This is a genomic window from Eisenbergiella porci (assembly GCF_009696275.1).
GTDB classification, from domain to species: Bacteria; Bacillota; Clostridia; order Lachnospirales; family Lachnospiraceae; genus Eisenbergiella; species Eisenbergiella porci.
In genome coordinates this window covers 103,205-125,026 of sequence record NZ_VUMI01000006.1, presented here as the reverse complement: position 1 = coordinate 125,026, position 21,822 = coordinate 103,205, and the positions used below count along the sequence as shown (strand labels likewise).

Here is a 21,822-nt window from a genome sequence, read left to right as displayed (position 1 = left end):
TTTGACAGTAATTGTCAAATAAAAGTGCAAAAGCAGTTGGAACATATTATTAGGTGGAATATTTTTCCTGGATAGTGCTGAATAATCTTTTATGCAAAACCTTAAATTTTTTTTAATTTTACCGTAATCCTTTATTTTAACTTGTATATTTTTCCATTAACGTAGTAGAATATAGTACTGACTATGATAATACAGAACGAATGTCTCAAATAGTATCATATGTTTCCGTATATTTTTCAATCTTCCCTGGAAAGGAGTTGATTTCAGAAGCCATACTTATGGATTCTGATAAAAAGCCTATGAAATCATTTCTGGTAAAAAGTGTCCTGGCTGTTTGTATCACCCTGTTTTGTTTATTCTATCTGGATATTATGTATGAACAAAAATCAGATAATCCCATAGCGGAAATCAATGCCTTTAATTTTGTCCCGGAGACAATTCAAATCGCTAATTTCGGAAGTTCGCACGGTCAATGTGCTTTCGACTGGTCAGCCCTTAAGGATCGCGGGCTGAAATGTTTTAATTTCGCACTGACCAGCCAGTCCTTTGAATACGATTATGCGCTGTTAAATATGCATAAGGACGCTTTTACAGAGGGAAGCATCGCCTTTATTCCGGTTTCCTACTTTTCCTTTAACCGTGAGGCAACTGACCCCAATGATATAGAAGCCATCAGTATCAGGTATTACCGCCTGCTGTCTCCCCAGTACAATCCCGACTACAGCTTGTATAAGGATCTTGTTGCTGTAAGATTTCCTATTCTTTCAGCAGGTGATGGAATCTTCGACCTGTTTAAACCGCCGATTTCCTTCCCCTCATTGTCGGATAACCGCCAGAATATTGTATATGCCGCGGAAGCCTCACCGGATGCTGCTCCGGGAACAGAAGCGCCTGCTGCCGAAGGTGAGCTGCAGGGAGAGGGGGAATCTTCTGATACACCGCAGGCACCTGCTCCTGAAAATCCGGAACAAATTTACGGTGCTGAAAAGGTACAGGAATTTGAGGCCAAGGGATATGCCCGATATCAAAGGCATTTTGAAGGGAAAACAGATTATTTTGAAGAGGATAAAGAACAGGATCTGCGAAATATAATTGAATTATGCAAAGAAAGAAATATTACTCCCATATTGATCACAACCCCCTATACACAATACTATAATCAATATGTCTCTGCAGATTTTTTATATGAATTCTACAGTAAAATACAGGATATCGCTGTTGAATACAATATTACGTATTACGATTATTCCCATGATGAACGTTATCAGACGAACCTTCAATATTTTGGAGATGCCGACCATCTGAATGAAAAAGGGGCGGTTTACTTTACAGAAATGCTGACGAATGAGATTCCTGAATTGAAAGCTTATCTTGAAACACATTAATTCGCGTCCCTGATAAACTGTATATCGCTGCAGCAGTTCCTATTTTTTCTGCTGTATGACATAAAAGATCCGGCGTTTACAGGAGCCGTTCCCGCTTCAGCTTTTTCCTCATGCACTCCAATGATGAACGGCTTTCCAGGATTCCGATATTATGGAAATACTACGGATTCCTGCCACATGGAGTTGAAGCTGAGGTGGAATATGAGGCCAGAAAGGTAACCGCCTTTGAATGATCTTGGTAATATAAAGGCAGAGGCAACTAAAACGCCTATGGCAATACCCAGTCTGTATAATGCACCATTAAAAGGTCTTTTGCTAATAGCAATCACCTCTTCCAACATCACCCTCGCCAGTATTCTTATATACAGTCAATGAAGAAATAACAGACCTGACCCCAAAATACAAATCCTTTTTCCTTTGCCGTCATTACTCTTTGCACTCCCCGCAATCCTGTGATAAAGTACAGATAACGCAGTTGTAAATGAAGACCATGCATTGACCAAATACCGCAAAAAAGTGCTGCCGGATTAAAAAAATATTCCTGTAAACTATTTTAACTGATTTTTGGGGAATATGTAGGAAAACACAAAACAGCTGCCCGATATCACAAAAAAGCTTTACAGAAAGGACCAAAAAACCCCATGAAAAATTCAGAAGACCTGCGTCGTGCGCTTCGTGCCATCGACCATAAAAGCTATCCTGCCTACAAGGATTTAAAAGGAAGCTATTCCTTCCGCAATTATGTCTTATCCATTGACCATGTCCAAGGGGATCCCTTTGCCTCTCCGTCCCGCCTGAGCATCCTTGTTGACGGAAAAACCGCCGGATTTCCTGCCGGGCTTTATGATACCCGCTATAAAAAGGTTGCGCTACAGGACTACCTGAACCGGCTTTTTTACCAGGAGATCGAAAAGTATACCTTCAAGGCCAAAGGCTCCGGCAAAAGCGGGCTGATCAGTGTCAGCCGCTGCGGCCAGGAAATTCTGGAGCGTTCCGCCGTAACCATCAACCCGGAAAACGGCGGCCTGTTATTCCGTTTTGCCGCTGGTTTTCCGGCCAATGGAAGGACTATCAACGCGTCACAGCTGGAACGCATTCTCTTTGATTTCCTGCCGGCCTGCGTACAGACGGTCTGCTTTTACAAAAAGCTCTCCCCCGCCAAGGTACAAAGCGTCATCCATCTGGCTGAGGACCAGCATTATATCCGCACCCAGCTGCCTGCCCTGGATTTGTGTGCGTTTGTAGCCAATGGTTCCATCCTTCCCAGGCAGTCCGGGGTATCGGACCTCCCCATGAAAGAAGGCATTCCCTTCACCTCCCCCTCTTCCATGGAAATCACACTGAATCTGCCCCATCATGGGCCGATTACCGGCATGGGCATCAGGAAAGGAATCACCCTGATCGTAGGCGGCGGATATCATGGGAAATCCACGCTCCTTGAGGCTCTGGAGCTTGGCGTATACAACCATATCGCAGGCGACGGCAGGGAATATGTCATCACTGATGACAGCGCCCTGAAAATACGCGCAGAGGATGGCCGCAGCATCAAAAAAACGGACATATCCATGTTCATCAATAACCTTCCCAACGGAAAGGATACCAAAGCCTTCTATACGGAGGATGCCAGCGGAAGCACCTCACAGGCCGCCAATGTCATAGAAGGCATGGAAAGCGGAACCTCACTTTTCCTGATAGACGAGGACACCTGCGCCACTAATTTCATGATACGCGACGAGCTGATGCAGCGCGTGGTCTGCCGGGAAGAGGAGCCTATCACTCCCTTCATTGAACGCGCCCGTTTCCTCTATGAAAAATGCGGCATTTCTTCCGTAATTGTTGCCGGAAGCTCCGGTTCCTATTTTTACATCGCAGATGCGGTAATCCAGATGGATCGCTATGTTCCCAAAGACATAACCGCTTTTGCCAAAAAAGAAGCCGCCCTCTACGCCTCCCGCAATCAGGAAACACCGGAAGCGGGAATGCCCCAGCCGCTCCCTGATCCCGAACTGCCATCCTTCCGCCGCACTCCCGGCTATCGTCCAGAGCTTCGCAGGGATGAACGGCTGAAAACCAAGGTCCACGGCCGGGAAAACATTCAGATTGGACATGAGGACATCGACCTGCGCTACCTGGAACAGCTTGCCGATTCGGAACAGACCGCCGCCCTTTCCTATATGCTTGCCCTGGCGGAAAAAAGTATGTTTAACGGTCAGACCAGCCTGCGTATGCTTGTGGATTCCTTTCTTTCACTGATTGAAAAAAAAGGCCTGTCCGCACTGGCCGGCTCCGGCTATCTGCCCACGGATCTGGCGGTTCCCAGACGGCAGGAAATCTTTGCATGCTTTAACAGATACCGGGGATTGAAATTATAATTTTTTATAAAAATGCATTCAGGCAAATAATAAGAAAACTGCGGCATCCATCTTTTTCAGGTGGATACCGCAGTTTTTTCAACCGCAAACAGCGGGAATTTACAAGCCATTACAATTGAATTTTACCTTTCACACATCCTCCGCCATCCCGCGGAGCTGTTCCACATAAGCTTCATTGGAAAAGCAGGCCGCCCTCTTAAGCGCCGCATCGGCATATTTTTTATGCAGCTTCTGATCCGTCAGCAGGCGCAGCATCTGTTCCGCCAGAAGCTCCTCTTCCCGCGTAATCACCCTGGCATCCAGATTTTTCTGCGTTTCCAGGTTGGGAATCAGAATACCGTAGTCTCCGTCCACATACTCTTCTTTTCCCACATAAGCCTCAAAATCATCCATGAGGATCTCCGCCGGCCCGGTCATGCAGTTGGTGGAAATCACCGGCTTGCCAAGGGCCATGGCCTCCACAAGCACATTGGGAAAGCCTTCGTTTAAGGAAGTCATCACATAAATACTTCCCAGCTTCAGCCACGGGAAGGGATTCTTCTTTACCCCCGGGAAGCTTACCGCATCCGAAATCCCCAGCGCCTCAGACAGCTTCCAGTACTCCAGGAAATCGCCCTCTCCCACAATCACCAGCCGGGAATCCGGCAGCCTGCGATGAACCAGGGAAAAGCTTTTTACCAGATGCCAGAAGCCCTTTACATCGTCCTCGCGCCCCATGGACACCACCACCGGCCCGCAGTCCTGAAAAGGAAGTCGGCTTTCCTCCTCCTGCGCCCGTTCCTCTTCCTCTTTGATATCAAAAGGATTATAAAGCGTAGAGGTAGTCTGACAGTCGAATTTTTCCCGTATTTCTTTCTCAATCGTACGGGAACAGCTGATTATCCGATCCGCTCTGCTACAGAAAAGCTTCAGAAGCCTGGGATTTCCCATATCCATATAGCTGCGGACACCGCACCAGGTCTTTCCACGGGATCTGGAAAACACATTTACCAGATTGGCTGTGGGGCCGAAGCTGTATGCAATATCGATTCCCAAATCCTTTTTCAGTGCGCTTACCCTCCGGCTCCTGCGGAATACATTGCGAATCTTAAGCAGCTTTCCCTCAGACGCCCCCATATGCAGGTCGATCACATGGAGCCCCCTGATATCATAAGCAATATCCCTAGCGCTGAAAATCACAATATAAACTTCATAAAACGGCTCCAGCAGGCGCGCAGTAGCTACGCAGACCCGTTCAAAGCCTCCCTGATGCAGCATAGGTACAATAAGCATAACTTTTTTCTTCATTAATATTTCTCCTGGCAGATGTAAAAATCCGGCTGCGGCAAAATCCTGGCCTGACCGCCGCAATCCCGGCCGCCTTTTCCTTGACGTTTATTTTTCCTGCAAATATATCTCTTCCAGCAGCTTTACCTGATCCGACACATCAAAGCCAGCCTCCCTGACTGCCTGCTCCATTTGCTCCCGCCTGTAATCCTTCCTCAAAAGAACATCTTCAGCCCAGTCTCCGGCTCCCAGGGAAAGTGGCTTCGCCTCGGCCAGATCTGTAATGAGCACCTCCGGCGTTACGCTGTCGGATATCAGGCACCGCAGCCCGCAGGCCTGGGCCTCAATTACCGACCCGGGAAGGCCTTCAAACAGGGAGGGAAACACAAAGAAATCCATCGCCTGATAATAATCGCTCACCTTCCCCTGGTTTCCTGTGAAAATCACCTGCTCCAAAACGCCCAGCGCCGCCGCCTTTTCCTTCACCTGTTCCATCAGGCCGCCCTCGCCCACCAGCAAAAGCCTTGCCCCCGGCAGTTTTTTATTCACCGCTGCAAAAACATCCAGAAGAAACAGGTGATTTTTCATATGGCCAAACCGTCCCACATGGCCTATCACGAAAGCATCCTCAGGGATGCTCAGGCTGCGCCGCATCCGCTCCCTGATCTTCTCATCATAGGCAAAGGCCGGCGCGTCGATGGCATTGGGAACCGTCTTCACCCGTCCCTCATCCCACATTTTTTTTCCAAACACCGCTTCTCCCGCCAGTTGGGAGCAGGTCAGGCACATATCTGCCTTTTTCCCCAGATTTCTTCTCAGGAAGCGGGTCAGCTTCCCCTTAAGCCCCGGATCCACTCCGGCGCTCCTTGCATGGGCAATCGTCAGCGACACGCCGGATTTCTTTGCGATCGGCAGATAAATGGACGCCGTGCTTGTCATATGTCCGTGCACTGCCCTGTAGCCGGGATGTTCCCTGAAAAAATCCTTCCAGGCCCTGCGGTAGGCCGGCCAGTTTATAACCCGGAACCTGGGGAAACGGTAAATATGCCCTCCCAGACGCTCGATTTCCTCGTCAAAAAAACCTTTTTCCCCGGTGTGGACGGCAAAATCAAACTGTATTCTGTTTCTGTCGATGTGGCGGTAGCTGTCCATTACCCGGCTTTCCGCGCCGCCCAGGCTGGTTCCTCCCAGAACCTGAAGCACTCTCACTGTTTTCATTCCCGTTTTCTGCGCCTTTCCTAATTTATATGTCTCTGGTACGTGTTCCTTCACGATGACACCCCTGCACTGTACACTTTTTACAGCAGCACCCTTTACAGCATCACTTTGCTGTGCCCCTCTTCACAGTGTCCCTCTTTACAGTACCACCCTTCACAGCCCCCTCTTCACAGCCTCACTCCGTTCAGGAAAGCAGCTTCACCAGGATCCGTTTGCAGGAAGCCTGTATATATTCAGCAAGATTTCCTGCAAAACCGCGTTTTGTGACAGGAAGCGTCAGCAGCTGACCATAGGAAATAAACCGATCCGGATACTCTGCAAGCATTCTTTCATACCAGCCGATTTCCGCCTCGCTCATTCCGTTGGCGTGGATTACCAGGGTAGTATAGCCTTCCCTGTCCTTAAAACAATCTTTTTTACGGCTGGATATGGGGAGGAAGGTCAGCCCCTCCCGGGAATAGGGTGATTTTCCGAAACCATCGGTAAGGTATCTGAAACCGCATTCTCTCAGCGCCTTCAACGTATTCCTGTCAAAGGTATGCCCCGGCGCCATAAAAATATCCGTCCTGATCCCCTTATCCTCCAGTATTTTTTTCCCTTCCTCAATCATGCTTTTCTGTTTTTCATAAGGTACGCCTGCATACTCGGAAAAGCGGTTCAGGGGAAAGCATCCTCCTTTTTGAGTGGTATACCGGTGATACTGCCCATGCTGCGCAATTACCCAGCCCTGCCCGCGCAGCTTACCAAGATACTCCCAGAAGTCTTCCCTGGGAGGATCCATACGCAGATTTTCATCCCGGTTATCCGGCACCACGCCGATCAGAGGGCAGATACCGTGCCTGTCGAACAGCTCCTTCAGCGCCAGGAAATTTTTCCAGTTCATATCTGCCGTAATATCATCCATTCGAATCGCAATCTTCATACGTAACCCTTTCCTAACTGATCAGTCGGGCCGGCCTTAAGAGGCCAGAAACAGTAACCGTTCAGACGGGGCTAGACCGTTACCTGAAACAGCCACGCCCTTATATGACCGCCTTACTCCAGCCTGTCTCCCGGAAGCAGCCTGCGGCCGCATTCATATTCCTCGATCAAAAGAGAACCGTCCACTGTGCGGACTATCAGCTTTCCGTCAATGCTGTCTATGATTTCTCCCGGCGCATAAGCGGAGAAATCCATGATTTCGTCAAAGGGGTGGACACTCCATACCGTAACCCTGTCCTCCCCGCACAGGCAGAAGGCTCCGGGGAAGGGGCGGGTCACTCCTCTGACCAGGTTATAGATATCCCTTGTTTTCCCATGAAAATCGATTTTCCCGTCCGCGGCAGTCCGTTTGTTGTACCAGCCGCTGAAATCCCTGGACTGTCTGTTTATGGTGATCCCATCCTTCCTGTACGCTTCCAGAAGCTTCTGAATCAGCCGCCTGGAGGCCAGGATGTTTTTGTACTGCAGCGTACGGATGGTATCATGAGGATTGATGGAAAACATTTCATTGGCAAATACATTCGGGCTGTCGGGATCCGCATCATACTGAAATAGATTCAGAATAAACCGGGTGTCCCCGTTGATAACCGACCAGTTCAGCGGAGAACGCCCCCGGCCGTAGGGCAGATAACCGCAGCTTCCGTGGAAGCCGAAAATACCGTGTGCAAACCGATCCAGCACGGACTGGGGAATCAGCCGCTGCCAGCCCATGGAAATACCGATTTCAAATTCATTCCCATCAAAGAACCGGGCCGTTTCTTCATCCTTCAGTCCATAGGAATGGGTTTCGAATACAGGGATTCCATACTTTTCCGTCAAAAAACCCAGTCCCTGGTAGCCGGAAACCTGGTTTCCGGAAAGCACGTCGGGATGGATGGTCACCACCAGATCCACAGGACATATTTTTTCCTGGATAAAGGTCACGATTTCCGCCGTGGTATCCTTTACGCCGAATATTACCACTTTATATTTCACTTATCCGTCCTCACCTTTCCAAAACAAACGGGACCAGACTGCCTTTCCAGGCAGCCAGTGGCCCCGGCTGTATTTATTTCAGATTCTCTTTATACCAGTCAATGGCAAGCTTGATTCCCGCTTCAAAATCATAGTCAGGGTCATATCCCAGATTGGTTCTTGCCTTGGTGATATCCGCATTGGAATCCCGCACATCCCCTTTTCTGGCCGGCCCGAATTTCGGTTCAATGTCCTTGCCCAGCGCCTTGCACAGATAATAATAAATGTCTATCAGGAATTCTCTTCCGCCGGATCCGATATTGTAAGCTTCCCCGGCAGCTTCACTGGAAGCCAGGCAGGCCTTCAGGTTGGCTTCGATAACATTATCAATGTAGGTAAAGTCACGAGACTGCCTGCCGTCCCCGTTAATCGTAGGCACTTCATCATGCAGCAGCTGCTTTAAGAACTTGGGGATAACGGCCGCATACATGCCGTCCGGGTTCTGTCTGCGTCCGAACACGTTGAAATAACGCATGCCGTAGGTATCCAACCCGTACAGCTTCTTATAAAGCTTCCCATACTCCTCATTGGTGCGTTTAGTGAGCGCATAGGGAGAAAGCACCTCGCCCTCAATGCCTTCCTTTTTGGGAAGCGCGGGGTGGTCGCCGTATACGGAAGAGCTGGAAGCATATACGAATTTCTTTACGCCGCTTTCCCTTGCCGCCTCCATCATGTTCAGCGTTCCGCCGATGTTGTTCTGCTCATAGAAAATGGGCATTTCAATGCTCCTGGGAACACTTCCCCAGGCTGCCTGATTCAGCACGTAATCCACGCCGTCGCAGGCTCTGCGGCAGATCTCCAGATCCTTGATGTCACCCTTAATGAAAGTATAGCCCGGACGGTCAAGGAACATCTCCACGTTTTCCTGCTTTCCGGTGGATAAATCATCCAGGCATCTTACCTGATACCCCATATCCAGAATCGCTTCACAGAGGTTGGAACCGATAAAGCCCGCGCCTCCAGTTACAAGAAATACACTGTCTTTGTCAAACTGCAAATGTTTATAACCCATTTTCCTATCCTTTCCTTTTCCGGCAGCTGTTCGGTATCCTACAGTTACCTTTTGCCTCAGTATTCCTGCGGCCGTTCCGGCTTTCCTGCCGCCGCGGCTGCACTATATTCCATAAACCGGCGCCTTCTTAAAGTCTCCAGTAGATATAATCCTGTGTAAGATAATCCTTACGGTCCAGGATACCCTTGATATCAACAAGCACCTTCTTCTCATGCTCAGGTTTGAAATATCCAGCGATATCCTCCCTGGTCATGTGGCTGAATTCTTCATGGGCCACAGCGATGACAAGCGCATCCAAATCCTTCACTTCACTTCTGTCTGCCAGCTTCACGCCGTACAGTCTCTGCGCTTCCTCCGCATCCGCTGTTTCATCCACAATCACAGGCTCAATTCCGTATTCCCGAAGTTCCTTAACAATATCAATGACCTTGGTATTTCTCGTATCCGGGCAGTTTTCCTTGAAGGTAAAGCCGAGAATGGCTACTCTGGCAGTTTTTACCGCAATATCCGCCCTGATCAGGTTCTTCACCACGTTCTCCGCCACATATCTCCCCATATCGTCATTGATCCGGCGGCCGGACAGAATGATCTGGGAGTGGTATCCCATTTCCTCCGCCTTATAGGTAAGATAATAAGGATCCACGCCGATGCAGTGTCCGCCCACCAGGCCGGGGAAGAACTTCAGGAAATTCCATTTGGTTCCCGCCGCCTCCAGTACGGATTTGGTATCTATGCCCATCTTATTGAAAATTATGGAAAGCTCGTTCATGAAAGCGATATTAATATCCCGCTGGCTGTTCTCAATTACCTTGGCAGCCTCCGCAACCTTTATGGAATCTGCACGGTAAACTCCCGCCTCTACCACAAGCTCATATACCTTTGCAATCTGATCAAGCGTCTCTTCATCCATACCGGAAACGATTTTTACAATGGTTTCCAGACGGTGCACCTTATCGCCGGGGTTAATACGCTCGGGAGAATAGCCCACCTTAAAATCAACGCCGCACTTCAGGCCGGATTCCTTCTCCATAATCGGTACACAAATATCCTCCGTAACTCCCGGATAAACGGTGGATTCAAATACGACAATGCTTCCTTTTGTCAGGTTACGGCCTACCGTACGGCTGGCGCCCTCAACGGGACGGAGATCCGGCGTATGATCGTCATTTACCGGCGTAGGAACCGCTACAATATGGAATTTTGCTTCCTTCAGCTTTGTTTCATCGGAAGTAAATTCCACGTTCGCCTGCTTAATCACATCATCCCCCACCTCTCTGGTAGGATCAAAGCCGGCCCTGTACTGCTCCACCTTCTTTGCATTCAAATCATAACCGATAACTTTGATTTTTCTGCCAAAGGCAACGGCAATGGGCATCCCCACATAGCCAAGCCCCACAAGAGAGAGCTTTTCTTCTCCGTTTACAAGTTTTTCATATAATTCCATCTGTGACCTCATTTCCCGAATCTGTTTCATTCGTATCTGTCTGTTTTATGGATAAAATTTATTCCCGCGGCCAGCTCTTCCAGATAAGCAGCCACCACAAAATTCCTGTCGAACCTCTCCTCCACGAACCTGCGGCCGCACAGCCCCATTTCCCTGCGCTTTTCATAAGGAAGTCGCAGGAAGCGCTCCAGCGCCTCTTCCAGGCTGTCCGCATCCTGCGGTGCAAAAGCCAGCCCGCTGCGGCCTTCCTCAAAGGTATCCAGGCATCCCTCCACCGCGCTGGCAAGCACCGGTCTGGCGGTTGCCGCCGCTTCCAGAAGCACATTGGACATTCCCTCGTGATAGGAGGGATGCACCACTGCCTGGCATTCCTTTAAAAATTCAGGGACATCGTCCCGATAGCCGTAGTAGCGGATGGCGCCTTTCTCCTCCAGCGCCTTCACACACGGCTCATAAAGCTGCCTGGTTTCCTCTTCGTAGGCCCCCAGTATCTGAAACAGGGTGTCCGGATGCCTTTCATGTATCCTTTGCGCCGCTGTCAGTAATTCTTCAATTCCTTTATCCTTCATAAGCCGCATAATAGAAACAAACCGCACAGGCGTATCCGCCGGATATTCCTGCGGCAGATGTTCCTTCAGGTTTACGCCGGATCCCGGAATCACCCGCGTCTTTCCGGTGACGCAGCCCCTCTGAACCAGGAAATCCCGGTTGCCCTGATTCTGGAAAAAAACACAGAAAGCCTTTTTCAGGGCTGTCCTGTACATGAGGACAATCATTTTCTGCAGCACGCCTCCATGCTCCAGCGTAGTGCCAAGCCCCGTCACATTGACCAGGTAGGGTATTCCTGTGAGCCTTGCCGCAAGCCCTCCGTAAATATTCGGTTTTATCGTATAAGTCAGCACCGCCGCGGGGCTGTGCGTCTTTATCAGCCTCCGGTAAAACAGCAGCAGCTTCATGTCCTTAAACGGATTCATGCCGCGCCGCTCAAACGCGGTGGGGATGTATTCACAGCCCAGGGCCTTAATCCGCTCCACATATCCGGTATCCGGGACGGATACAAGGACATGGAACCCTTTCTCCATGAGCGCCTTCAGGACTTCCTTGCGGAAATCATAAAGCCCCGAATCGCTGTTGGACAGTATCAGTATGGAAGAAGCCATGGCTTTCTCCTTATTTTCCTATTTTTTGTCTCCGTTCGGTTATCCGGACACCAAGCTTCACCCTTACGGCAAATGCGCCGGCCTGCCGGACAATTACAACTTCCGAATCATGATTTCATTATATTTCATCATGCAGATATTTTCTTCGTAATCGCCGATATTCTCCTCATTGGCCGCTCCCTCCAGATTACGGATAATCTGCGCGGGCACATTGACGCCGCAGGCATACGCATGGGGATAGCCGCCGCCGAAGCGGGGATTGACCTCGGAAATATAGTACGTTCCGTCCACCTTAAAAATATCTATGTCAATAATACCACAAAATCCGACGGATTCAACGAATTTTTTTATAAGGCCAAACAGTTTCGCGTCTTTCACCGAAACGGATTTATCCGTTTCTCCTGCGCGCATTTTTACTTTTTCCTTGACAAAAATTGAAGTTACCTTTCCCGTAAGCATATCAACATACACATCCGCGCCATATTCCGTGCCGTCCATGTATTCCTGGATCATCATGTCCTCATTATGCCTGCAAAGCAGCTCCACTTCTTCCCGGCAGGTCACTTTATTGATATTGATGCTGGCGCTTCCTTTGGCTGGCTTCACGAAAACAGGATATGCAATCTCCCCCTTCTCCACCGCCCTCTCAAACTCCTGCACATCCATAAAGCAGCGTCCTGTGGGGATTCCAAGCTCCATCAGCTTTTCAAACATCCGGTATTTATCAAAGGATATGGCAACCGCCTCCGCCGGGGATATAATGGGCGTTGTTCCAATGGCTAAAAATTCCTCCCTGTGTTCCGCCAGCATTGTCAGCTCCGGATCTATCAGGGAGAAGACGCCGGTAATTTCCTTCTCCCGGCAGATATCCAGGATTTTTTCCAGATATCCCGGCTCTGTAATCCGGGGTACGAGGATTGCTTCGTCAGCCTCATAAATCGCCGGGGCCAGCTCGCTGCAATCCGTGGCGTATACTCTACCCTTTCCTTCCAGCTCCTTCCGGAAATACTGCACCACCTTATTTCTGGTTCCTGCGCTTAAAATTAATATATTAATCATGCCTGCTTTTCCCTTTCCTGCCTTTTGCTGCGGATTTCAGCCAGATTTCCTTCCGCTGCGGAGGTATCCTCCGCCACCTCGCTGTGATCAAATACCACCATTACCGTTTTCCACAGGACCTTTAAATCCATGGCCAGAGAAAGCTTCTTCACGTATTCCACATCCTTGGCCAGACGCTTATCCCAGTCCAGGAAATTCCGGCCCGATACCTGGGCCAGGCCTGTCAGGCCGGGCCTCACCGTATGGCGCAGCTTCTCCTCCTGTGTATACCAGGGAAGGTAGGAAACCAGAAGCGGCCGGGGACCGATGATGCTCATGTCGCCCTTCCAGATATTGAAAAGCTCCGGCAGCTCATCCAGGCTGGTGGCCCGCAGCATTTTACCGAATTTCGTAAGACGCTGCGCGTCAGGTAGAAGCTTTCCCTGTGCGTCCCTCTTATCCGTCATGGTGCGGAACTTACAAAGGGTAAATATTTTTTCATCCTTTCCCGGCCTTTCCTGGTGAAAAAGAATGGGGCTTCCCAGCTTGATGCGCACAAGGACCGCCACCACAAGAAGGATGGGGCTCAGAAGTATGATCGCTATGGAAGAAAGAAAAAAATCCAGAAATCTTTTGCCGAATTTCCTGTAAAACATTGTTTCCTCATTTCTCTGCTGCCCGGATGCCGCATAGCTGCCGCCTTTTTTCAGAACACCACAGCCACTGCCGCGGTCCGTAAAATGCGTCCTGCAAGCTTCGCATCCCTTTAAAACAGGTTTCTGATGGTATTTATAATGAGTTCCATATCCTCCGGCGTGTTTTTGATATCGCTGGGAAGACAGAAACCTTTCTCAAAAATACGTTCTCCCACGCTGCCGTTCTCCTGCAGTGTAATAAAATCGGCATCGGCAAAGACCGGCTGCAGGTGCATGGGCTTCCAGATAGGCCGGGATTCAATATTTTCCGCCTCCAGCGCATCCATGGCCATGTTGGGCGTCACGCCGCTTTCCGGTGCAATCGTCATACAGGAGAGCCAGTTATTGGCGTCCCCGTCGGGATTCAGGGGGTTCATGGCAATTGCCGGAATATCGGCAAACGCCTCTTTATATTGTCTGTAAATTTCCTGTTTTTTCTTTTTATGCTCCTCCAGATGAAGCAGCTGGCCTCTGCCGATACCCGCTACCACATTGGACATCCGGTAGTTAAAGCCAATCTGGGAATGCTGATAGTGCCTTGCCTTATCCCTGGCCTGGGTGGAAAGGAAGCGGGCTTTTTCAATTGCCTCACCGTCCCTGGAAACCAGCATGCCGCCGCCCGAGGTGGTGATAATCTTGTTTCCGTTAAAGGAAAAAATGCCGTAATCCCCAAAGGTGCCTGTCATTTTTCCCCGGAAGGTAGAGCTTAAGGATTCCGCCGCATCCTCGATAAGCGGTACATGATAGGCATCACAGATTGCGCGGATTTCATCAATTTTCGCAGGCGTCCCGTAAAGATGGGCGCAAATCACCGCTTTTGCCCCAGGATATTTTTTAAAAGCCTTTTCCAGGGCCTTGGGGTCCATATTCCAGGTATCCTCTTCCGCATCGATGAAAACCGGAGTTCCCTTTTCATAGCATATGGGATTACAGGTGGCGGAAAAAGTGAGGTCAGAAGAAAATACTACATCCCCCGGCTGTATTCCTATCAGGCGCAGCGCCAGATGGATTGCCGCTGTACCCGCGCTGAGCGCCGCCGCATATCCGCAGTCTGTGTACTCCTCCATTTCCTTTTCAAAAGCATTGACATTGGGGCCCAGCGGGGCTACCCAGTTGGTGTCGAAGGCTTCCTCCACAAATTTACGCTCTTCTCCATGCATGGTAGGAGAAGAGAGAAATATTTTTTTCTTCTGCATTACACTGTCTTTGTCCATATTTATTCCTCCTAGTAGTTTTGGGAAGCAAAATGCGAGCTCTCTGCGAGCGGAGGATTTTCCTCCTGACTATCACAGGTCTGCCTCGGGAAGCTTTATTATTCAGCAGCCTTCCAGCAGCTCTATCATTCCCAGCCGGCTGTTCATAAGGAATACAACCCTGCGGTTTCCAATGGCCGGCGCCGGCGTGGGCTGGTCAATCTGCACATAGCCGTTCGCCGCGAGCCGCTCCAGATCCTCCTGAAAATCGGTACATTCATAGCAAATATGGTAAGGCGCGTTCTTATAGGTCTTCATCAGCCCGGAAACCACGCTGTCAGGAGCATTGGGGCTTACCAGCTCCACCACATACCCGTCCTTTTCCAGGAACAGGATATCGATTTTGCGATGTGGATCCGGGGTGATTTCCCCCAACCTGACATAGCCCAGCTTTTCAAATTCCTCCGCTGCCTTTTCCAGCTTTTTTACAAGATATCCAATATGGTGAACCTTCATTTATTCTTCCTTTCCGTATGCCGCATTCTGGCCATACACATAGGTAGGCACAATCTGCGCCACAAGCGGCCTGATATCCGCGATTTCATCTTTGGAGGCATCCTCCAGCTGCTTGAGCTGAATAAAAAATTCCCTTTCATCCAACTGTATCGGGCGGCCGATATGAATCAGCCGGTTGTCCGTATCCTGCATTCCTTCCTCATCCATAAGAAGCTCTTCATAGAGCTTTTCTCCCGGGCGCAGGCCGGTAAACTCGATTTGAATGTCTTCCCCCAGCTTATAGCCGGAGAGCCGGATCAGGTTTTTCGCCAGATCCAGGATTTTTACAGGCTCACCCATATCCAGGATGAATATTTCCCCGCCCTTGGCATAGGCGCCCGCCTGCAGCACCAGGGAAACCGCCTCCGGTATGGTCATAAAATAGCGGATGATATCAGGGTGGGTCACCGTTACCGGCCCTCCGGCCGCTATCTGCTTCTTAAACAGGGGAATCACGCTGCCGTTGCTGCCCAGCACATTACCGAAGCGGACGGCCACGAACTCAGTGTCATAGTGCTTGTTAAAGGTCTGTATGATCATTTCGCAGATCCGCTTGCTGGCCCCCATGATATTGGTGGGGTTCACCGCTTTGTCCGTGGAAATCATGACAAATTTTTCCGCGCCGTTCAGAGCGGCGGCCTGCGCTGTTTTCCAGGTTCCGAATACGTTGTTCTTAATCGCCTCATTGGGACTGACCTCCATGAGCGGCACATGCTTATGCGCTGCCGCATGGTAGATAATATCCGGCCGGTACGTCTCAAAAATGGAATTGATGCGCTTCGTATTACGGACCGAAGCAATGAGGACGGTCAGCTTCAGCTCAGGAAAATTCTGCAGCAGCTCCTGTTGAATATCATAGGCATTATTTTCATAAATATCCACAATTACCAGATGCGCCGGTTTATGGGATGCCACCTGACGGCAAAGCTCGCTGCCGATGGAACCGCCTCCGCCGGTTACCATAACCACTTTATTCTGCACATAGCTCAGAATGGAATCCAAATCCACGCGGATAGGCTCTCTTCCCAGAAGATCCTCCACCTCCACGTCACGCAGCTTGCTCACGCTCACTTCACCGTTGACCAGCTGGTACATGCCAGGCAGGGAACGCAGCTTACAGCTTGTTTCCTTGCAGATGTCCAGGATATCCCTGATTTCCGTACGGGGCGCCGAAGGCATGGCGATAAAAATTTCATCAATATCATACAAATCGGCGGATTCGATGATTTTATCACGGCCGCCAACCACCTTGATTCCCTGAATGAACTGGCCCATTTTCTGTTTATCATCATCGATGATGCAGCGGATGACCATGGTGCTGTAATTGCTTGTGACGATTTCCTTGATCAGCGCGTTTCCGGCTTCCCCGGCGCCTATGATCATGACGGAAATGTTATTTTTCTTGTTCTGCAGCCTGTGCTTATGGCTTCTTAAAAACCGATAGGAAAAACGGCTGACAAAGGTAAAGCTGATGAGCATGAACAGATACATAAAATAGTAGCTGTCCGGCACCGGCTTGCCCGACACCTTGAAAAGATTCAGCCCCACTCCGGAAACCACGGCGGAAAGGAAGCAGGCCATGACCAGGCTCTGCATTTCATTTTCCCCGGCAAAGGCCCACAGGCTGTGATACAGGCGAAAGAGATAGAAAATCCCCATGGTCAGCAGGATATTCAGCGGAAGGAAATTCCTGATGGGCATCAGGAACTGATCCGGAATCTCATCCAGATGCATATCATACCGCAGCAGGATCGCCAGAAAGCTGGAAGCTGTCACGCTCAGGATATCATATATGATGAGCGCGGTCCTGCGGTAAAACAACTGATAATTAAAATGCTGTTTTGTCTTGTTCTCTTTATCCTTCATTATCGTTTACTCTTTTCTTTTTCTTAACTGTCAGGCAGCCTTTTAAGTTACTCTACACTTTCTTTTCTCTGCGGAATATAAGCAGCGGCGCCAGTACTGCCATGGTGGAAAAGCCCAACGGATTGCAGGGATGGAACAGCCATTCCACCAGCCCCGCCACGGCAAATGCCAGGAATATGGCAAGGGGCAGGGCCGCGTAAGGGTCGGCGCTGTCTTCCCTTTTTTTCCTGCCTGCCCAATAAGCGTAACGGAACATCTGCATCAGGCTGACAGCCCCCAATATCAGATAGACCGCACCGGTAATCAGGCCGTGATCGTAGATTACCTGCAGATAAGTATTATGCGCATGGACACTGAGGGATCCGTCCGCAAGCTCCACGCCCATTCCATCATGGCCGGTCAGGTTCCAATGGGAAATGTAACGTTTAAAAATCTCGAAGCGGCCGTTGGAGTAATCCTCCTCCGTTTCCTCCGGGCCGTTTCCCGAAGAGGCATCATCGGATGCTTCCGCCCCGACGGCGCCGTCTGCCGATGCCAGCATCGTTGATATCCGGCTGACCTCCAGGTGTCCGCCAGGTATGGATTTGCTCTCTTCTTCAGCGGATGCCATAAAGGTATCCACGAATTTCCTGACAATACTGTGCTCTTCCCCGAAAAGCTTCACATCCATGCAGTAGGCAAAACGGGGGAATGTGATATAATTTTCAGAGTCAGCCGGATCGCCCTTATGCACCGCCCACTCTTCTTCATTTGCCTCCAGTTCAAAAATATAGGGATCGTCATACAGCGGCGGTATCAGGCGCACCGCCGAATAGGTAACCGGGAAGCAGGCAAGCACGAGGACGATCGCAAGCCCCGTTTTTGCCAGGAATACGGGTAACCGTTCCCGATAGCAGACGAGGGATACAAAAAGGAGAACCACAATGCCCATTACCACCGCCGCCAGATATCCGGTACGGGAAAGCGTCATCAAAAGCAGCGAAACCGCCATGCCGAATAAAAGAGCCGTTGTCCAGCAGGTATAAAGCCTGCGTGATTTATGGTACTGCATCAGCAGCTTCACAAACAGCGCACAAATTATCAGCGTCAGATAAGCCGCTGTAACAGTAACCGTATGGAATACAAAATTGTAGCGGTAAAAGCCCCAGGCACGGATTGGCCTGCGCAGCACGGCGAATACCAGGGCGCAGAAAAAATTCAGGATGATACCATTACAGAAAATCCCCAGAAACCGCTCTCTTTTCTCCCAGGACAGATAAAAAACATAAAAAAGGCCGAAAGCCGCCGCCAGATAAATCGGCCAGCCTCTTGTATTGCGGAAAATCACCAGCAAGGCGAAAAATACTGCAACAAGCCCCGCGTAAGGAAGGAACAGCTGCTTCCAGGCCGGCTTCTTTTTCCATAAAAGCAGGATGAGCTGAATGACCACCAGCCCCACAGTCACAAACAGAATGGCATTTAACCGGGCGAGCCTGTCCAGCTCCTCTACGCCGGCATACGGACGGTAGTACAGCCAGCCTGCAATGGAGGAAAGCGCAATCCATATCAGATTCCCCCAATGAAACACATATTTTTTACTGCACATGGTAAGCAGGACAAGGCAGAAATAAATCAGAACCTTTCTGTAGGCATAGTCCTGATAGATATTATACATCGCATTTACATAATCAATACAGCCCCACAGCGCTCCGGCCCAGAAAAGGCACTGCAGCCAGTCCATTCCCCTGTCCAGGAGCGTTTCCCTGATGGGCGGAAGGAGAGGCGCTATACTGTCTCTCTTGGCATTGACCACGTAGAGAAGCAGCGCCGTCAACACAAGGATGCCGGCCGCATAAACCATTTTGTCAGCCCTGACGCCTCCATAGTAATCCATAGGATAAACAGCAGCCAGTCCGGCCGCTGCGCCGATTATGAGCAGAGGGTTGAAAATCCTGCGGAAAACCCATTGTACACGTACTTCTTTTCCCTTTTTCTTTTTTCTGGCGGAATTCTCCACAAGAAGTATCAGGAAACCGGCAAGGAGTGCAATCACTGCCGCAGCAGCGGCTTTTTTCCCAGGGCTCCATTTATCTTCGTACTGGAAACGCATAATAATATTGTTTCCCACCTGCTCCTGATTAGACTGATCGCTTCCTACATAATAATAATTTCCGTAAATGCCCAGTCCGGACTCGGCCGTATTCTGACAGCCAAAGCTTATGGGCTTCTCCGGATGGCTGATCTGCCATACATAGGCCCTGCCCCGGACTGTCTGGAATTCTACGGGAACGGTAAAGAAGCCGGGTGCTTCATAAGCATCCAGCGCTACATTCCTGGAAAAGACCGTTTCTCCCAGTTCATCCGATATTGTGAGATTTATTACCTTCCGGGAGAGGTCTTCCATGGCATATATACTGATTTTCTCCAGATAGCCGCCGTCCGCTATGAATACCTGCTGAATTCTGGAATCCTGATCAATGATCTGAGAGGTTCCTGCCGGAGTCTCGTTCCCTGTAATTTGGCGGGTACCGTCAAATATTCCCAGAGGGCCTGCGAGCAGTATCAGAACTGCGGCATAGCATAGTACAATGTATTCGATTGCACGGGATTTCTTTAACTTTCTGTTCATTTATTATACCTGATGGTTTTTAGGTTAATTGGTAACTGTCCAGTAACTTCACAGTTACGATTTATTAATTCCTGTTAGTATAGCATAATTTCCCCGTACTTACAACATATGCCAGTACCGGGAGGGCCAGCCAGAATATGAGGACGTAGCGTACCAGATAGGTCGGCCCAAGTATTACGGTCAGCCAGTTTAATATCGCCGGGAGGAAGGCCAGCACGGTTTTATATTGTTTCCGGCGCATGAGGAAAAGCAGACCGGACAGGTATACAAGGAATAGAAATCCCGGGGAGAACAGCATGGAAACGACCGGGACCTTCTGCTGGAACAATTCCAGGCTCAGCTTGCGGAACCATTCGTTCAGCAGAGGGATTTTGCTGTCACGGGTGCCTGGCAGTTCCGTTTCAAAGCCAAAATACGAGCTGTCCTCATAGGTATAGGTAAACACAGTATTTCCCCGGTATACATCGATCACCGCATCCGGGTACCAGAAGCCGTAGGAGGTCAGCAGCCAGGCGTTCAGATAGACGGCAGGCGCTTTTTTGCCCACGGACCACCACAGCTTCCAGTATCGGGACGGCTCCGCCCTGTACGCTGCATTGTTAAAATCAATCTTCACACTGTCAGACAGCTTCGGCGTATATCGTTCCAGCGCTTCCCGGGGCAGTACCTCCAGAAGCACGGACTTTTCTTCCTCTGTCATCACCTCCGGGCTGGTGGTATATACACGGGCCAGCTGCTGAATCGGCACGGTGAGCATTTCCTGGTTTTCCTGCACCTGCGCATGCAGTGCAAACGCAAGTCCGTTTGATACAAGCAGATAAAGAAGCAGCGCTGTACAGGCAGTCGCCGCCGCTTTTGCCCGGCAGTTTTTTCCGGCACAGAGGATAATTACAGGAATCATTAACAGCAGGATATAAAAACCGTTGTGACGCATGGCTGCCATGGAAAACAGGGCCAGCAAAAGCAGCGCCGCTTTTTTCCGATCCCCAAAAAACTCTGCTTTCTCCCTGAAAAGCCTAAGGAGCAGGACTATGGTTAAAAGCATCCCCGCAGAATACAGGGTATCCTTTGCGGAGCAGAGCACATACATCTGAATGACAGGGAAAAAAGCGAAATACAGTACGCCTGCCCTGCGAAGCCACACAGGCGCCCTGTACTGTCTGAAATAAGACAGGATATACGTAAAACAGCCTGCCATCAGCAGCATCTGAAAAACCATGTAAAGCGCAATTCCCGCATTATAGGATGCAAATATTTTATTTCCCAGGCTGACAATCCCTCCCAGAAGCACTACATGCAGCAACGGATGATGGGTGGTGAACCGGCGCATGGCCACCTGATTAAACTCATCCTGGGCGTCATATACGAAAAAGCCGGGATAAACGGCCAGCAGCACAATTCCCCATACCAGCAGGAAAAACAGGAATATATAAAGCGTTTCCCTTTTTATCCTTGCTGCTTCTTGTTCCTGTTTTTCGTATCTTCCGGCATCTTCCAGGATTCCCCACAGCCCGTCCGTGAGCAGCATAAAAAATAAAAGCAGAAATGGCATGGCCGCCCACATATGCCAATCCGTCAGCCAGACATAGCCCAAAGCTTCCAGCCGGCTGCCCAGACAGCATGCTGTCACCAGCACAAGTGACATGAGAAAGGACCAGATGCTCCTCGCTCCGTTCCAAAGCGACCTGTGGACTACCGGAAAGCAGAGCAGGAAAACAAGCACAGAAAGAAAGCTGTTGGAAAAATCCAGCCCTTTTCCCGAAGAAATCAGCATCTGCGGAAGACAGATCACTCCCGCTAGAGTAACTACGGCAGATATGAATTTTTTCTTTCCTTCACTCATACTCATTTTCATTTTCCTCAGTCTGTGAGGCAGCCGCTTTTATTCCCGCGAGCAACGAGCCAAGTAGCCATGCTTGCATGGATATTTGGCGACTGCCGCGAGGGTCAAATACCCCGCTGCTCTGCAGCGCTGCAAGTTTGATACCCAGTTGCTTGCAGCGGGGTCTTTGATT

General features: G+C 49.9%; 16 protein-coding genes. 2 read left to right on the top strand and 14 right to left on the bottom strand.

The annotated features are described in order from the left end of the window. The first annotated feature begins 278 nt into the window (after positions 1 to 278). Positions 279 to 1,385, top strand: a complete 1,107-nt coding sequence (locus tag FYJ45_RS05510; protein WP_195841674.1) for a D-alanyl-lipoteichoic acid biosynthesis protein DltD — start codon at positions 279 to 281, stop codon at positions 1,383 to 1,385. Positions 1,386 to 2,026: 641 nt separating this feature from the next. Then, positions 2,027 to 3,757: an ABC-ATPase domain-containing protein gene (locus tag FYJ45_RS05505; RefSeq protein ID WP_154463797.1), complete on the top strand. Its 1,731-nt coding sequence runs from the start codon at positions 2,027 to 2,029 to the stop codon at positions 3,755 to 3,757. Between the two features lie 129 nt (positions 3,758 to 3,886). On the opposite strand, the gene FYJ45_RS05500 is transcribed toward FYJ45_RS05505, so the two are convergent. The 14 genes from FYJ45_RS05500 to FYJ45_RS05435 form a co-directional block, all read right to left on the bottom strand. Continuing rightward, positions 3,887 to 5,044, bottom strand: a complete 1,158-nt coding sequence (locus tag FYJ45_RS05500; protein WP_154463796.1) for a glycosyltransferase — start codon at positions 5,042 to 5,044, stop codon at positions 3,887 to 3,889. An 87-nt stretch (positions 5,045 to 5,131) separates the two neighbouring features. Then, positions 5,132 to 6,241, bottom strand: coding sequence for a glycosyltransferase family 1 protein (locus FYJ45_RS05495; RefSeq protein WP_154463795.1), 1,110 nt, complete (start codon positions 6,239 to 6,241; stop codon positions 5,132 to 5,134). Positions 6,242 to 6,425: 184 nt separating this feature from the next. After that, complete coding sequence (locus FYJ45_RS05490) at positions 6,426 to 7,163, bottom strand: DUF2334 domain-containing protein (protein ID WP_154463794.1); 738 nt, start codon at positions 7,161 to 7,163, stop codon at positions 6,426 to 6,428. A 113-nt stretch (positions 7,164 to 7,276) separates the two neighbouring features. Then, the gene (locus FYJ45_RS05485; protein ID WP_276917971.1) at positions 7,277 to 8,197 is read right to left on the bottom strand and encodes a methionyl-tRNA formyltransferase; all 921 of its coding nucleotides are present in this window, start codon (positions 8,195 to 8,197) and stop codon (positions 7,277 to 7,279) included. Between the two features lie 73 nt (positions 8,198 to 8,270). Next, complete coding sequence (locus FYJ45_RS05480; RefSeq protein ID WP_117545228.1) at positions 8,271 to 9,248, bottom strand: SDR family oxidoreductase; 978 nt, start codon at positions 9,246 to 9,248, stop codon at positions 8,271 to 8,273. Between the two features lie 127 nt (positions 9,249 to 9,375). Further along, the gene (locus FYJ45_RS05475) at positions 9,376 to 10,692 is read right to left on the bottom strand and encodes a nucleotide sugar dehydrogenase (protein WP_154463793.1); all 1,317 of its coding nucleotides are present in this window, start codon (positions 10,690 to 10,692) and stop codon (positions 9,376 to 9,378) included. Positions 10,693 to 10,718: 26 nt separating this feature from the next. Continuing rightward, positions 10,719 to 11,852 carry a glycosyltransferase family 4 protein gene (locus FYJ45_RS05470; RefSeq protein ID WP_154463792.1) on the bottom strand — a complete coding sequence of 378 codons (1,134 nt, stop codon included), beginning with the start codon at positions 11,850 to 11,852 and terminating at the stop codon, positions 10,719 to 10,721. 93 nt (positions 11,853 to 11,945) lie between these two features. Then, a complete protein-coding gene (locus FYJ45_RS05465) occupies positions 11,946 to 12,911 on the bottom strand; it encodes an ATP-grasp domain-containing protein (RefSeq protein WP_154463791.1) in 966 nt (321 codons plus the stop codon). Further along, a complete protein-coding gene (locus tag FYJ45_RS05460) occupies positions 12,908 to 13,546 on the bottom strand; it encodes a sugar transferase (protein ID WP_154463790.1) in 639 nt (212 codons plus the stop codon). The genes FYJ45_RS05465 and FYJ45_RS05460 overlap by 4 nt, the downstream gene beginning before the upstream one ends. Positions 13,547 to 13,656: 110 nt before the next feature. After that, entirely contained in the window at positions 13,657 to 14,799 is a 1,143-nt protein-coding gene (locus FYJ45_RS05455; RefSeq protein WP_276917966.1) for an aminotransferase class I/II-fold pyridoxal phosphate-dependent enzyme, read from the bottom strand. Positions 14,800 to 14,901: 102 nt separating this feature from the next. Next, positions 14,902 to 15,294 (bottom strand): VOC family protein, encoded by a 393-nt coding sequence (locus FYJ45_RS05450; protein ID WP_154463789.1) that lies wholly within the window; start codon positions 15,292 to 15,294, stop codon positions 14,902 to 14,904. Beyond that, on the bottom strand, positions 15,295 to 17,199 hold the full coding sequence (locus FYJ45_RS05445; protein WP_195841673.1) for a polysaccharide biosynthesis protein: 1,905 nt from the start codon (positions 17,197 to 17,199) through the stop codon (positions 15,295 to 15,297). 52 nt (positions 17,200 to 17,251) lie between these two features. Further along, positions 17,252 to 19,807, bottom strand: coding sequence for an O-antigen ligase family protein (locus FYJ45_RS05440; RefSeq protein WP_154463788.1), 2,556 nt, complete (start codon positions 19,805 to 19,807; stop codon positions 17,252 to 17,254). A 64-nt stretch (positions 19,808 to 19,871) separates the two neighbouring features. Continuing rightward, positions 19,872 to 21,656, bottom strand: coding sequence for a DUF6020 family protein (locus tag FYJ45_RS05435; protein ID WP_154463787.1), 1,785 nt, complete (start codon positions 21,654 to 21,656; stop codon positions 19,872 to 19,874). Between the last annotated feature and the right edge of the window lie 166 nt (positions 21,657 to 21,822).